We start from the raw sequence: 14,817 nt of genomic DNA, 5'->3' as shown, positions 1-14,817 counted from the left end.
TCATAGCTTTGGGTAATGCATGGCGAAAATTATCCGAAAGTATACCTTTACCGGCGCATTGTGAAGGCCAAGCTTTTTATCGACGAGAACTTTGCGGGCGATATAGACCTGGATCACATTGCTGATGAGGCCTTTTTTTCGAAATTTCATTTCATCCGGCTATTCAAAAACACCTACGCAAAAACGCCGCACCAGTACCTCACTGTTGTCAGGATAGAAAGATCGAAACTATTGCTGAAGGATAACAAACCCATTGCTGAGATTTGTTACGCAGTCGGTTTCGATAGCATCAGTTCGTTTACCGGCTTGTTCAAACGACTTACCGGCCAAACGCCTTCAGCGTATCAGCAACTGCAGAAAAAGATCAGGGAAGAGATCAAAACGACTCCGTTAAAACACATACCCAATTGCTTTGCTGAAATGAAGGGTTGGACACAAAACAGCAATTTTGAAGAAGTGCATTGATTTCCCAATGGCGATATTTGAATTCACCATTAAAACAATTGCACATGATAACCCGGTTAAACCACGTCAGCATTTTTGTCCTGAACCAGGACAGCGCTTATGATTTTTATGTAAACAAGTTAGGATTCAAAGTACACACCGATGCACCTATGGGCCCGGGCATGCGCTGGCTTACAGTTTGCCCGCCCGAGCAGCCCGAACTGGAGCTTTCCTTAATGTCTATCGATGCAGGAATGATGTTCACCAAAGAATCAGCGGAAGCTATGCGCAAGCTGGTTAGTGCGGGCACATTCGGCTTTGGCGTATTTGAGTGTAACGACCTGCTGGCCACTTATGAAGAATTGAAAGCTAAAGGGGTTGAGTTTACCAAGCCACCGAAACAGGAATTCTATGGTTTTGAAGCTTTATTTAAGGATGACTCCGGAAATTGGTTTTCCCTGGGCCAGAAAGCAAAATAAAAAAGGTCCCCGATCTGTCAGGGACCTTTTCCGAAGGTTAATCTATTTAGATTGCTGTGGGTCTTCTGATCAGTCCAAGGATCAATGATATTATGGCAATAACCAACAATATATGTATCAATCCGGTAACAGAGTAGACAAATACGCCCAATGCCCATCCTATGATGAGAATTATGGCTATGATATACAATATTGAATTCATGGTAGCTTTGTTTTAATAATGTTTATTGTTATTAAAAGCGTTTTGGACACCAAAAAGTTTTAAAATTTTGACAATAACCACGAAAACCGCCCTTTTGAGGCGGTTTTCCTATATATCGGTAAGGCGGATCATTGAATGCTCAGCCACTTTTTCCTGACCAGCATTTGCTGTTCGCCGGGCTGTTCAACGCTATCAATTTTGTACTTCACTTGTGTCCGCTTTAACAGTGTGACCGGCAGAGTGAGCGGTAGCCCGTCGCGCAAGACACTGATATTGATCTTATCCCCAACCTTTTTGCCGTTCAGTATAGTGTTAACATCGGTGACTTTAGCGCTGTCAACGGCAATTATTTCATCCCCAACATTAATACCATCAACCCATGCCGAACTGTTCCGCATAACATTCGAAACAAATATCCGCCCGTTGGGCGTTTGGGTAACAATGCCCAGGCTGGGTTCGTTGATACCTGCGAGCTCGTCCGTCAGGTGATAACCTGCATAACCCAGGTATTTGTCAAAATCAATATCTTCCAGCCCATAAACATATTTCTTGTAAAACTCGTCCAGGTTCTTTCCGGCGAATTTTTCTACACCCTGTTTAAATTCTTTATCTGTGTAACCTCGTTTTAATGTTTTATAGTACTTGTGGTACATATAATGCATCACATCGTCCAGGCTGTACTTGCCTTTGGTATCATGGATGATCTCCAAATCGAACATCAGCGCCATAATGGAGCCTTTGTTGTAATAGGAAATATTGGTATTCGGCGAATTTTCGTTAGGCCGGTAGTATTTTATCCAGGCATCGTAGCTCGCTTCGGCCAGGGTTTGTATTTTGTTACCCGGCTGGTTGGCTACATAGTTAATATCCGCTGCAAGCACACCCAAGTAATTTTCAACGGGGTACAGGTTGGTACGGCGAATAATAATATCCTGGTAGTAAGCGGTAAACCCTTCGGCTATCCAAAGGTCGGTAGTATAATTTTCATTATCATAATCAAACGGACCAAGCACTATCGGCCGCAGGCGCTTCACGTTCCACAAATGAAAGTGCTCATGTGCCACCAGGCTCAGGAAACCCTGGTAGCCGCGTTCGCTGGCGTAATTCTCGCGCGAGGCGCCCAATACGGTCGAGCTTAAGTGTTCCAGGCCCCCGCCACCTCTTGAAGTATTGTGAACTATAAATACATAACGCTTATTGGGGTTTTCGCCATATATCGCCGCCTCACGTTCGATGACCTTTGGCATATCCCGGGTCAGTTTTTCTTTATCATAATTACCTGCGCCGCACATAGCCACTTCGTATTCGGTATTGCCAACTTTAAAGCCGAAAACATCCTGGTTGCCCACTTCAATAGGGGAATCGAACAAAATGTCATAATCGGGAGAGTGAAGCGTAAACGGATCGCCATTAACTTTATCCAGGCTCGTGGAAACTTTTGTCCAGCCCCGGTATGGTATAATATGAATGGTTGACGCGTGATGCAGCATGCCGTCGGGATAAACAAAAATGCCGGCGTTTGACAAAAACGCATGGGCTGCATCTATAAAACTTGTGCGTACGGATAATTCGAACGCGTACACCCTGTAGCGTATTTTAACCGCCGAAATGTTTTCAGTATTGATGCGCCAGGCATTCTTGCGGATCTTTTCCGCAGCTACAGCCTTACCTTTAACTTCGGCCGTAAAAGATTCCACATTTTTGGAATATTCGCGCACCAGGTACGACCCTGGTGTCCAAACGGGCATCTTTAGCACCAAAGTTTTTTGCTGCAAACCGGTGATGTTCATTTCAACATCGGCGTAGTGTGCCTGGGCTTCCGGAAACATTACAGTATAGGAGATATTGACAGAGCCTGCTGCTTTGCCGGTAGTTGAATTCATGCACAAAAGTATTAAACAAATGAATTGTGTAAGGCTCGATAATTTCATGCAGCCAAAATAAAAAATTTACCCGCCGATTTTAAATTTGATTGTCAGCGACCGATGTAAAATGGTTGATACATGAAACTATTATAAATACTAACCATTTAACTTCGTAGCGCCGCATTGACAAACGTGAAAATAGTAGAACCCATATCCCGCAAGTTGATCCGCCTGGGCAAATTGTACCTGAGCGAACTGGAAAAAGTCACCAACCATCTTGATATAAACCAATATTATTATGTGTTAACGCTGATCTGTTATCACGACGGCAAACTCACACAGACAGCACTTGCCGATATGCTGGGTAAGGATAAGTCGGCTATGGTATCTATCATCGATAATTTATCCGAAAACGGCTTTGTGTTCCGCGAAGTAAACCCGGCTGACCGGCGCGAACACCTGTTAAGGGTAACCGAAAAAGCCAGGGATGCGGTGCCCGAGATCGTCGGCGCTTTTGAAGATATGAATAACACGATGACGCAAAATATATCGGCAGATGATATGGCTGTGTTCTACAATGTTCTGTTACAAATGCAGCAGAACCTGAATTCGATGCAAACCCAACCGCACAATATAACTATATGAAAACCAAGCATTACATATATGCCGCCCTTATTTTGTTAGTAGGCTACCTGGTGTATAATAAATTTTACAGTGCAGCGGGAAAGGAGGCTATGGCCAATAACGCCAGTAAAAAAGGCAAACGGAAGAACGGGCCGGTTCCGGTAGACGTAATGATAGTTAAAGACACCGCGCTGAATAATTCTATTGACGTAACGGGGACTATTGATGCCAATGAGCAGGTAAACCTGACGAGCGAAGCAGCCGGAAACATTATAGGCATATATTTTAAAGAAGGAAGCCGGGTGCAAAAAGGGCAATTGCTGGTGAAGGTATATGATAAGGACCTGGTGGCCTCGTTAAAACAAAATGAATACCAGGTGGCCCTGGCTAAGCAAAACGAATACCGCAACAGCATCCTTTTGCAAAAAGAAGCTATAAGCAAGCAGGAATACGATACTTCGCTTACTTCGCTGCAAACCTTAACAGCGCAGGGCGAAGTTATTAAAGCGCAGATAGCCAAAACGGAGGTTAGGGCGCCTTTTTCGGGCACGATCGGTCTCCGGAATGTGAGCCCGGGCGGATACCTGGTGCCCGGCGCAACTATTGCCTCGCTTGTCAATATCGATCCGGCTAAGATCACATTTTCGGTGCCGGAAAGATACCTTGACCTGATAAAAGTGGGAAGTAAGATCAATTTTACCATTGAAAGTTCGCAGGAAAAATTCGCGGCGAAGGTGTACGCAATTGAACCGGCTATCGACCTTAATTCAAGGACGGTTACCGTGCGCGCAGAAGCGCCAAATCCTAAAGACCTGCTGCGGGCGGGGGGGTTTGCCAAGATCAATTTTGCCCTCGACCAGATACCCAAAACTATTATGGTGCCTACCCAATGTGTGATACCCGATCTGAAGAGCAGCATTGTATACGTCGCTCATAATGGCCAGGCACTTGCAAAGCCGGTGCAAACCGATTTGCGCACGGACACAAAAATTCAGGTGATCAAAGGACTCGCCCCCGGCGACAGCGTTGTCGTCACCGGTATTATCCAAATGCGGCCGAAAGTTCCTCTAAAAGTTATGAAAGTTATAAAGTGATGTCACTATGAGTTTATCCTCGGTAAGTATAAAAAGGCCCGTGCTGGCTACGGTGATGTCGATCGTTATCGTCGTATTTGGCATTATGGGATATAAATTTCTGGGTATCCGGGATTTTCCCTCAGTCGATCCGCCGATCATTACGGTGACTACAAGCTATTCAGGGGCGAATGCTGATGTTATCGAATCTCAGATAACCGAGCCACTTGAAAAAAGCATTAATGGCGTACCGGGTATACGCAATATTTCATCCGTCAGTTCGGTAGGTTCAAGCCGTATCACTGTTGAATTTAACCTCGATGCCGACCTCGAAACCGCTGCAAACGATGTGCGCGATAAGGTGGGCCAGGCACAACGGCAATTACCACAGGACATTGACGCGCCACCCGTAGTAACCAAAGCCGATGCTAATGCCGATAACATACTTACCGTTACTTGCAGCAGCAACACGCGTAATATAAACCAGGTGGATGACTACGCCGAGAATGTATTACAAGAGGGGTTGCAAACCATACCAGGAGTTAGCCAGATAAATATTTTCGGGCAGCGCCAGTACGCCATGCGTTTATGGATAGACCCTAATAAACTGTCAGCATTAGGGCTTACCGCCACTGATATAAGTACCGCGCTCAATGCGGAGAACGTGGAACTGCCCGCCGGCAAAATTGAAGGTAATAATACCGAAGTTGTTGTCAGGGCGGTAGGTAAGCTATCAACCGAAAAAGAATTTAATAATCTCATCATACGTGCCGACAGCAACCGTGTAATTCACTTCAGCGATGTGGGATATGCCGTTTTAGGATCTGCAAATGAAGAGACCGCGTTGAAAGAATCAGGTGTGCCTATGATCGGCCTTGCCATAATTCCGCAACCGGGTGCAAATTATGTTCAAATAGCCGAGGACTTTTACAAAAGGCTCGACCAGATAAAAAAGGATCTTCCGCCCGATATCCAGGTTAAAGTTATAACCGACAACACCAGGTTCATCAAACAATCGATAAGCGAAGTTGAAGAGACCCTGATAGTTTCTTTTGTGCTGGTTGTTATAATTATTTACCTGTTCTTCAGGGATTGGCTTATCGCTTTCAGGCCACTCATCGATATACCGGTTTCGCTGATCGGTGCATTTTTTATTATGTATATTTTCGGGTTTTCGATCAATATCCTGACATTGTTAGGCATCGTGCTGGCTACAGGCCTGGTGGTTGACGACGGTATCGTGGTAACTGAAAATATTTATAAAAAGGTAGAAGGTGGAATGCCTATACGGAAAGCTGCGTTTGAGGGATCGGCCGAGATATTGTTTGCGGTGATTTCAACCTCGGTTACGCTTGCTGCGGTTTTTCTGCCAATTGTATTTATGCAGGGTTTTACCGGCCGATTGTTCCGCGAGTTTGCAGTAGTGGTAGCCGGTGCTGTATTGATCTCAGCATTTGTTTCACTTTCGCTGACACCAATGCTGAACGTCAAACTGATCCGCAAAAACTCGAAGAAATCAAAATTCTACGAAAAGACAGAGCCGTTCTTCGAAAATATGACCAATTCGTACCGCGACACTTTGATCAAATTTGTTAAAGTGAAGTGGGTTTCATTCGTCATACTCGGGCTCTCACTGGTTATAACCGCTCTGCTATATTCTTCAACCCCCTATGAGTTAGCGCCGCTGGACGACCGCAGTATGTTAAGATATTCGGTTACCGGTTCAGAAGGGGCCGGCTATGAATTTATGGCCCGCTATATGGACAAGGTTGCTGACCTTGTTGCCGATTCGATACCCGAGGAAAATGTTAACCTTGAAGTTATTTCGCCGGGAAGCGGGGGCGGTGGTTCATCTAACAGCGGTTTTGGCCGTATTGGTTTGGTACCGCCCGATCAACGAACCCGTACACAACAACAGCTTGCCGATTTTTTGAGTAAAAAGCTCAGTCATTTTCCCGACGCACGCGCACTTGTAATACAGGAGCAAACCATAAGCGGTGGCGGCAGCGGGTCAAAAACATCATTGCCGGTTCAATTTGTGATCCAGAACCAGGATTTTGAAAAGATAAGAAAAATTTTACCCGAGTTTTTCTCGGAGGTATCAAAAAGCCCTGTTTTCCAGGGTACCGATGTCGATCTTAAATTTACAAAGCCCGAGATAAGGGTAACTACCGACCGCGACCGCGCCAGGGACCTTGGCGTATCGGTATCGGATATAGCCACAACATTACAGCTTTACTACAGTAATGGCCGGATAGCTTATTTCCTGATCAACGGGAAGCAATACCAGGTAATAGCCCAGGTAGACCGCGCAAACCGCGATCAGCCGCTGGACCTGAAATCAGTCTATGTCCGGAATAATAAAGGCAAGCTTGTACAATTGGATAATGTTGTGAAAATATCGGAAGACGCAACGCCCCCTGCTATCTATCATTTTAACCGTTATAAATCGGCCACCATTTCTGCCGGTCTTGCTCCGGGCCGTACCGTTGGCGACGGGATTGTGGAAATGAACCGCATTGCAAAAAATTTGCTCGACGATACCTTTAGTACTGCACTTAGCGGCGCTGCACGCGATGCCAGCGAAAGCGGCTCGAGCCTTGTTTTCGCCTTTGTGTTTGCTTTATTGCTGATATACCTGGTGCTGGCTGCACAGTTCGAAAGCTTCGTCGACCCGTTTATAGTGATGTTTACCGTACCGCTGGCTATTGCGGGTGCATTTTTATCGTTGTGGCTGTTTAACCAAACGTTGAATATCTTCAGCGAGATCGGTATGATAACGCTTGTCGGACTGGTAACCAAAAACGGCATCCTGATAGTGGAGTTTGCCAACCAACGGATGGAACACGGCTTGCCGAAATACGAAGCTGTTATTGAAGCGGCAACGTCCCGTCTCCGGCCTATATTGATGACGAGCCTCGCCGTTGTGCTGGGTTCGGTGCCTATAGCTTTCGCATTGGGCGCAGGCGCCAAAAGCCGGGTTTCGCTGGGTATAGTCATCATGGGCGGTATGCTGTTTTCACTGGTGCTTACTTTGTATATTATCCCATTGATGTACCTTATTTTTGCTCCAAAAACACACGTGGATCCCGATAAGGAACCTGAGGAAGAAGAGCAAAAGATTCGCGAACCAAAATTAATTGAAGACTATTGAGCAATATGGATCTGAAAAAAACCGCCTGCCTGCTTTTTTTCCTGGTATTCATTATTGCGAATTGCCGGGCGCAGGATACCCTGCTTACTTTGAAAGACGCTGTTGAGATCGCGTTAAAGAATAACTACCATATTCAAATTGCAAAGAATAACTCTGCCGTATCGCAAAATAATGTTACCCCCGGCGCGGCGGGCATGTTGCCATCGCTGACGGGTAATTTTTCCCAGTCGAATAGTGTTCAAAACGTTAATCAAACCACATCATCAGGACCTAAAACTTTAACCAACAATAAAACAAACAACCTGAGTATTGGTCCGAACCTGAACTGGACCATCTTTAATGGCTTCGGAATGTTCGCCAATTACGACCAGCTAAAGCAATTTAACCAACTAAGCCAGGTAATGCTGCGCGATACGGTATTGACCACCGTGAGCGACGTAATGGCAACCTATTACAATCTTATCAATCAATACCAGCAATTAAAAGCGTTAAAAGGCGCTATCAAGATTTCAAGGACACAATACCGCTATGCGAATGATAAGTTCCAGGTAGGTACGGCCTCGAAGCTTGATGTATTGAATGCCCAGGTAAATCTTAATACCGATACTGCAAATTATTTGAGCCAGTTACAGCAATTTAAAACTGCCAAAGTGCAAATGAACCAGTTGCTGGTGCGCGACCTGCAAACGCAATTTTCGGTTGCTGATACCATCATCGTCGACCAAAAGCTAACGCTGGGCGATATCTTAACCAGGGCAGAAGACCAGAACCAGGTGATCCTGGCTGCGCAGATCAATAAACGCCTGTCCGAGATCAACCTGCGCCAGGTAAAGGCAGGGCGCTATCCGCAGGTGGCCCTAAACGGCGGCTATTCCTATACCAATAGCAGCAATCCTGCCGGGTTTGCGCGGGCGCAAAATACACATGGGTTTACTTACGGCATTACCGCCTCTATCAATATTTTCAATGGCTTTAACCAAAGCCGTTTAGAGAAGAACGCAAAGCTGGGTATAGAAAATGCTGAATTAAACCAGAAACAGGCTTTACTTAATGTGCGGGCGCAGATCAACAATCTTTACATCAGCTACCTTTCGGGACTCGATCTTATTAAATTAGGAGAATCCAATGTGATGATAGCAAAACGGAACCTTGAAATTTCCCTCGATAAATATAAACTCGGCAATATTACGCCGCTGGAGATACGCGAAGCCGAACGGAATTACCTGGATGCCGAATCCACCTTTTTTGCTGCACAATATCAATCAAAAATAGCCGAAATAACATTAAAGCAGATCACAAACAGCATTGATATTCAATAAATAAAATAAGTTCATTTTTATTTTTATAAAACCTATTTTTGGGGTGAATGTCAAATCATTATAAAACCTGCTTCCTGATCGACGACAATTACATTGATAATTTTGTCACACGCCGTATTTTGGAAAGCAGCAACTTTGCCGAAACCGTTGTAGTAAGCCAGTCGGCTACCGAAGCTATCGAATCCCTGCGGTCGGGAAAAGTAGTGCCCGATGTTATTTTTTTGGATATCCGCATGCCGATGATGGGTGGTTTCGAGTTTTTGCAGGAGTATGATAAGATAGACATCGAAAACAAGAAGGAGATCAGGATATTCATGCTTTCCTCCTCGCTTGACCCCACCGATCTGAAAAAATCGGTCAATAATAAGTATATCACCAATTTTATCCATAAACCGCTTACGCAGAAAGCGCTCGACGAAATTGCTACATGATATTAGTTGCTGACAGCGGCTCATCCAAAACAGACTGGTTACTTGCTATTCCAGGGCAGGAACCCCTTCAATTCAGAACCGACGGTTTAAATCCTTATTTCCGCACCGAAAAGGAAATGGTGAAAATATTGCATGACCAGGGTACAAAACTGGTTAAACATGCTTCCGACATTACCGAGATCTATTTTTTTGGTGCCGGTTGCTCAAGTCCCGACAGGCACGAGATAGTTTCTAACGCGCTAAGCCAGTTATTCCCAAAAGCATACATTAGTGTAGATAGCGACCTTTTAGGCAGCGCCTACGCTACCTGTGGCCATGAGAAAGGTTTGTGCTGTGTGCTGGGCACAGGTTCGAATATATCTTTTTTTGATGGCGAAGAAGTGCATTCGGGCAAACACGGTCTGGGCTATATCCTGGGCGACGAAGGATCGGGCAGCTGGTTCGGAAAAGCGCTGGTAACTGATTACCTGTACGGCAACATGCCCGGGGACATCCACTCGCAATTTAACAGCGAATACGCGATAACCAAGGAAAGTGTTATCCAGAACGTCTATCAAAAGCCCGGTGGGAACTTCTATCTCGCGTCGTTCACCAGGTTTATAAGTAAGATACGCGATTCACAATACGGGCAGAACCTGCTGGCAAGCGGCTTCCGCGAATTTATTGATACCAACATCAAATCCTACCCCCAATACCATAAGTACAATTGCAATTTCGTGGGTTCTGTAGCCTATGTGTTTTCTGATGAACTGATCCGCTTATGCGAAAGTAACGAGGTTAAAGTGGGCAAGATCATCCGGCAGCCGATACATGATCTGTTGCAGTTTATACTGAGCAGGGAGGCGTAATTTTCGGAATAAGGTTATGCAGAATTAAAGCAGCCAGCACTGTTGAAAATTATTGCGCCGATTTTTCAATTCCTGCTTTACCAAACTTTATTAGCGTATTAGCATCCAGGTAACCCATGGTAACGATGATCGGCCTGCCGGTATTATCCAATATGATCATTGTAGGATACGCCGTTAACTTGTAAGCCCGGACTAACTGAAGCCCCTCACCCTCTTCGCCGTTTAACGATAAGTTTACAAAATTCTCATTAAAAAAGTCACCCGCCTTTTTGCTGGAAAAAGTCCTTAATTTAAGCATGGCACATGGGGCACACCACGTGGCATATATATCTATAAAAATGAGCTTTTTTTGCTCTTTAGCCATTCGGATGGATTGTGCCAGGGTAATGGCGGTAAACTTTATACCATTACCAAATTTTACCGGCTCAGGCTTTGCCCCGGTAATCAAAACCAGGGAAGATAAACATATAAGCAGAATAAGTTTTTTCATAATGCTGATTCAATTATCATGCTACCGTTTTTCTGACCTTTTTCCTATATACATTAATTTTGGAAAAAACAATCCACAGTATTCCCAAAACAGCCAGTAAACTCCCCGCCCGCGCAAGGTAATCGCCATGCAGTACGTAAAAGGTCTTGTCCGAACTCAGGTTAATATCCTGTTTAATAGCCGTCCGTGTCCACCATTTGGTTTGTTGTACAATATCTCCGCGCTGGTTGATAAAGGCTGATATGCCCGTATTGGCCGACCGGCATACCCAACGGCGTGTTTCTATCGCCCGCAGCTTGGCGTAATCCAGGTGCTGGTCCTTGCCCGAAGTATTTTCCCACCAGCCATCGTTGGTAATTATGGCGATAAATTGCGCCCCTTTATGTACCGACTGGCCTATCCATTCGCCCCATAGTGTTTCATAACAAATAACAGGAGTGGCGCCTATGCCGCTCTGTGAATAAAATACGCCAGGCTCAGCCTGCGTGCCATACCCGCCCGTTGTGCCGCCCAGGTGTTCGAAAACTGGTTTCAGGAACGATAAAGCATTCCCGAATGGCATTGACTCGACCCCGGGTACCAGTTTCGATTTATGATAAAACTGTACTTCGGCCGAATTTTCAAAATTTGCCGCGGCATTAAACACATCGAAATATTCATTGCCTTGCGGATCAAACGGGGTGGCTGTCGCTGTTTTTCTCGAATTGTATATTTTAATATCTTCCGAGCCCGTCAGCACATTGCCGTTTTTGTATTTATTTAAAAAATGTTGCACCTGTTGAAAATAGGGGCTCGACCGTACCCGGTCCTCGTTCAATCCCTGCTGGTCTGCGATGGCGGTTTCGGGCCAGATGAAAAACTCCGTATTAGGCTGCCCCAGCGAATCGGACAAATGGGTTAGCACCTTTATCTGTTGAGCCGGCGGCATAGCCCCTTCTTTCATATAAGGGTTTATGTTAGGTTGGGCAACTACGATATTTGATGGGTTCAATTGCTCGTGGTAATTGCGGTAGCGGTATAGCGAGAACGCAATGGGCAATAATAAAATGAGCCCAACGGCCAGTATCTGCTTCAAGCGCATCGATCGCGCCCGCGGCTTATGTAACCCGTTATAGACCAGGAAGGCGAAAATATTCACTATCCATATCCATATCGTGCCGCCATATACACCGGTGTATTCGTACCACTGTACCCATTTATGGCTTACGGCAAAGCCATTGCCCAACGTCATCCACGGAAAATTAAGGTCCCAGTTTTGGTTCAGGTATTCGTATGCCACCCAAAAACAAGTCAGCCCAAGTAAGGCCACATTACGCCTTGTTATTCTGCGTAAACGGTAATAAAGCCAGCACGCGGTCGACATTAACAGGGGAGCCAGCGCATACGGTATAATAGCTACGGGTACCGCAGCTACCGGACCAACCTGTTTTAGCGCATTATATACCCAGTAGATACTTAACGTGTTCCAGATAAAGAAACCAAGAAAGGTTGTCCAGAATAATTTCTTTCCTTTTTTAACCGATTCGGATTGTATGATATTCTCTATCGCCACCAGCATCGGCACAAAACCCACAAACAGCAGAAAGGTAAAATGCGGTGTGGGCGGCCAGGCTATCCACAACAGCAAACCGGAAAGGATGGAAAGGAAGATGTTTTTTTTCATTACTAACTAATAAAACCTGTCATTGCGAGCGATAGCGTGGCAATCTCGTCGGACTGCATAGCGGATATGCATAGTTACGAGATTGCTTCGTCGTTCCTCCTCGCAATGACATTTTTTTATATTATTACTTGCCCGCCACACATATCACAAACTCACCCTTAACCGGGTGCGTTTCAAAGTATGTTTTCACTTCGGTTACCGTTCCGCGCACCGTTTCTTCGAACATCTTTGTCAGCTCGCGCGATACCGATATTAGCCTGTCACTGCCAAACCACGTTGCCATTTCTTCCAGCGTTTTCATCAGCCGGTGCGGCGATTCGTACAGGATAATGGTCCGCTCTTCTTCGGCTAATTGTTTATACCGCGTTTGCCTGCCTTTCTTCACCGGTAAAAAACCTTCGAAACAAAACCTGTCCGTCGGGAAACCAGAATTCACCAAGGCCGGCACAAAAGCCGTAGCGCCGGGCAGGCATTCTACCGCAATATCGTTCTTCAACGCCTCGCGCACCAGATAAAAACCCGGATCGGATATCGCCGGCGTACCCGCATCGGATATCAGGGCGATATTTTTCCCGTCCTTCAAAAACCTAACGATCTCGTTAGACGACTGATGCTCGTTATGCTGGTGATGTGCGAATACCTTTTTATCGATACCGAAATGCTTTAGCAACGGCGCCGATGTACGCGTGTCCTCTGCCAGTATCACGTCCGCCTCCTTTAAAACGCGTATCGCCCGGTAGGTCATATCCTCCAGGTTGCCTATTGGGGTGGGTACTAAGTAGAGTTTTCCGGGCATTATTTCAGTTTGCAGTTATAAGTTGGCAGTTGGCGCCCCTTTGCAAATAAAAACTGCAAACCGCGCACTGCAAACTGTCAACTGACTATATTTGCGAAAAAATTAAAATCAATGCTGCAAGTTAATTATATCCGCGAGAACAGGGAAAAGGTTTTGGAACGTTTGGCTGTAAAAAATTTCAAACAGCCCGAATTGGTGGACGAGGTTATTGCTTTGGACAACGACCGCCGTCAAACACAAAACAAACTCGACTCCGTTTCCGCCGAAGCTAACGCCGCAGCAAAACAAATTGGCGACCTGATGCGCGCTGGTAAAAAGGACGAAGCAGAAAGCATTAAGGCCAAAACAGGTGCGTGGAAGGAAGAAATAAAAATACAGGGCGACGCCCTTGCCGCAATAGAAAACGAGCTGCAGCAAAAGCTGGTGCTGCTGCCCAATTTGCCGCATGAATCCGTTCCGAAAGGGTTGACCCCAGAAGATAATGAGGTGGTACTTGAAAATGGCAGTAAACCCAACTTGCCCGAAAATGCCATGCCGCATTGGGAACTGGCGGCCAAATATAAACTCATAGATTTTGAATTGGGCGTAAAGATCACCGGGGCGGGTTTCCCGGTTTATACAGGTAAAGGGGCCAAATTGCAGCGCGCGCTTATCGCCTATTTTTTGGATGAAGCCGAAAAAGCAGGTTTTGCCGAAGTGATACCCCCGCTGGTAGTGAACGAAGCCTCGGGCTTTGGCACTACGCAACTGCCCGATAAAGAGGGCCAGATGTATTACATCAACGAAGACAAATTATACCTGATACCCACTGCCGAAGTACCTGTTACCAACCTGTACCGGGATGTGATACTAAAGGCCGACGAACTGCCGGTAAAAAACTGCGCCTACACCCAGTGCTTCCGACGCGAAGCGGGCTCTTATGGCGCCCACGTGCGGGGGCTGAACCGCCTGCACCAGTTTGATAAAGTGGAGATCGTACAGATAGCCCATCCTGATAAATCATACGAAGTATTGGAACAAATGAGCCTGCATGTACAGGGCCTTTTACAAAAATTGGGATTGTACTACCGTGTGCTGCGTCTTTGCGGCGGCGATATGAGCTTTGCTTCGGCACTTACTTATGACATGGAAACCTGGAGCGCCGCCCAGCAGCGCTGGCTTGAAGTTTCATCTATTTCAAATTTTGAAACTTTCCAGAGCAACCGCCTCAAATTGCGTTTCCGCAATGCTGAAGGCAAAACACAATTGGCGCATACCCTTAATGGCAGTGCATTAGCATTGCCCCGTATTGTGGCTACACTGCTTGAAAACAATCAGACCGAAAAAGGCATCAAAATACCAGAAGTTTTGGTGCCCTACACGAAGTTTGAATGGATTGATTGAGGGTAGTGATCAGTTAACTGTGATTTGTTAACAAGTGATTGGTACG

Annotated in this window: 14 protein-coding genes; 9 read left to right on the top strand and 5 right to left on the bottom strand. The window is 45.8% G+C overall.

From position 1 onward, the window contains the following. Window positions 1-15: 15 nt before the first annotated feature. Together VL525_RS07380 and VL525_RS07375 are read left to right on the top strand one after the other, a co-directional pair. Window positions 16-465: an AraC family transcriptional regulator gene (locus VL525_RS07380; RefSeq protein WP_325384933.1), complete on the top strand. Its 450-nt coding sequence runs from the start codon at window positions 16-18 to the stop codon at window positions 463-465. Between the two features lie 44 nt (window positions 466-509). Beyond that, the gene (locus tag VL525_RS07375) at window positions 510-923 is read left to right on the top strand and encodes a VOC family protein (protein ID WP_325384931.1); all 414 of its coding nucleotides are present in this window, start codon (window positions 510-512) and stop codon (window positions 921-923) included. Window positions 924-969: 46 nt separating this feature from the next. Here VL525_RS07375 and VL525_RS07370 read toward each other — a convergent pair whose 3' ends face one another. Continuing rightward, complete coding sequence (locus VL525_RS07370) at window positions 970-1,125, bottom strand: lmo0937 family membrane protein (RefSeq protein ID WP_325384929.1); 156 nt, start codon at window positions 1,123-1,125, stop codon at window positions 970-972. Window positions 1,126-1,253: 128 nt separating this feature from the next. Then, window positions 1,254-3,008: a M61 family metallopeptidase gene (locus tag VL525_RS07365; RefSeq protein WP_325384927.1), complete on the bottom strand. Its 1,755-nt coding sequence runs from the start codon at window positions 3,006-3,008 to the stop codon at window positions 1,254-1,256. A gap of 174 nt (window positions 3,009-3,182) precedes the next feature. Between VL525_RS07365 and VL525_RS07360 the strand changes: the two genes are divergently transcribed. Genes VL525_RS07360 through VL525_RS07335 form a run of 6 tightly spaced genes read left to right on the top strand, consistent with a single transcriptional unit; the run spans window position 3,183 to window position 10,439 of the window. Further along, window positions 3,183-3,635 carry a MarR family winged helix-turn-helix transcriptional regulator gene (locus tag VL525_RS07360; protein ID WP_325384925.1) on the top strand — a complete coding sequence of 151 codons (453 nt, stop codon included), beginning with the start codon at window positions 3,183-3,185 and terminating at the stop codon, window positions 3,633-3,635. Next, window positions 3,632-4,708, top strand: a complete 1,077-nt coding sequence (locus VL525_RS07355; protein WP_325384923.1) for an efflux RND transporter periplasmic adaptor subunit — start codon at window positions 3,632-3,634, stop codon at window positions 4,706-4,708. Before VL525_RS07360 ends, VL525_RS07355 begins: the two co-directional genes overlap by 4 nt. A gap of 7 nt (window positions 4,709-4,715) precedes the next feature. After that, window positions 4,716-7,841 (top strand): efflux RND transporter permease subunit, encoded by a 3,126-nt coding sequence (locus tag VL525_RS07350; protein ID WP_325384921.1) that lies wholly within the window; start codon window positions 4,716-4,718, stop codon window positions 7,839-7,841. Between the two features lie 5 nt (window positions 7,842-7,846). Then, complete coding sequence (locus tag VL525_RS07345; protein ID WP_325384919.1) at window positions 7,847-9,160, top strand: TolC family protein; 1,314 nt, start codon at window positions 7,847-7,849, stop codon at window positions 9,158-9,160. Between the two features lie 47 nt (window positions 9,161-9,207). Continuing rightward, window positions 9,208-9,591, top strand: a complete 384-nt coding sequence (locus VL525_RS07340; protein WP_325384917.1) for a response regulator — start codon at window positions 9,208-9,210, stop codon at window positions 9,589-9,591. Then, window positions 9,588-10,439 carry an N-acetylglucosamine kinase gene (locus VL525_RS07335; RefSeq protein WP_325384915.1) on the top strand — a complete coding sequence of 284 codons (852 nt, stop codon included), beginning with the start codon at window positions 9,588-9,590 and terminating at the stop codon, window positions 10,437-10,439. Before VL525_RS07340 ends, VL525_RS07335 begins: the two co-directional genes overlap by 4 nt. 49 nt (window positions 10,440-10,488) lie before the next feature. Here the strand turns inward: VL525_RS07335 and VL525_RS07330 are convergent, their stop codons facing one another. The 3 genes from VL525_RS07330 to rsmI form a co-directional block, all read right to left on the bottom strand. Further along, window positions 10,489-10,929, bottom strand: a complete 441-nt coding sequence (locus VL525_RS07330; protein ID WP_325384913.1) for a thioredoxin family protein — start codon at window positions 10,927-10,929, stop codon at window positions 10,489-10,491. 16 nt (window positions 10,930-10,945) lie between these two features. Further along, window positions 10,946-12,592, bottom strand: a complete 1,647-nt coding sequence (gene lnt, locus VL525_RS07325) for an apolipoprotein N-acyltransferase (protein ID WP_325384911.1) — start codon at window positions 12,590-12,592, stop codon at window positions 10,946-10,948. A 124-nt stretch (window positions 12,593-12,716) separates the two neighbouring features. Next, complete coding sequence (gene rsmI / locus VL525_RS07320; RefSeq protein WP_325384909.1) at window positions 12,717-13,388, bottom strand: 16S rRNA (cytidine(1402)-2'-O)-methyltransferase; 672 nt, start codon at window positions 13,386-13,388, stop codon at window positions 12,717-12,719. Between the two features lie 111 nt (window positions 13,389-13,499). Here rsmI and serS point away from each other — a divergent pair, with 111 nt between their 5' ends. Then, on the top strand, window positions 13,500-14,771 hold the full coding sequence (gene serS, locus VL525_RS07315; protein ID WP_325384907.1) for a serine--tRNA ligase: 1,272 nt from the start codon (window positions 13,500-13,502) through the stop codon (window positions 14,769-14,771). The last annotated feature ends 46 nt before the right edge of the window (window positions 14,772-14,817 follow it).

It is taken from the genome of Mucilaginibacter sp. (genome assembly GCF_035492695.1).
Taxonomy (GTDB): Bacteria; Bacteroidota; Bacteroidia; order Sphingobacteriales; family Sphingobacteriaceae; genus Mucilaginibacter.
The sequence above is the reverse complement of the archived record's forward strand: the minus strand, read 5'-3'. Positions and strand labels throughout refer to the sequence as shown.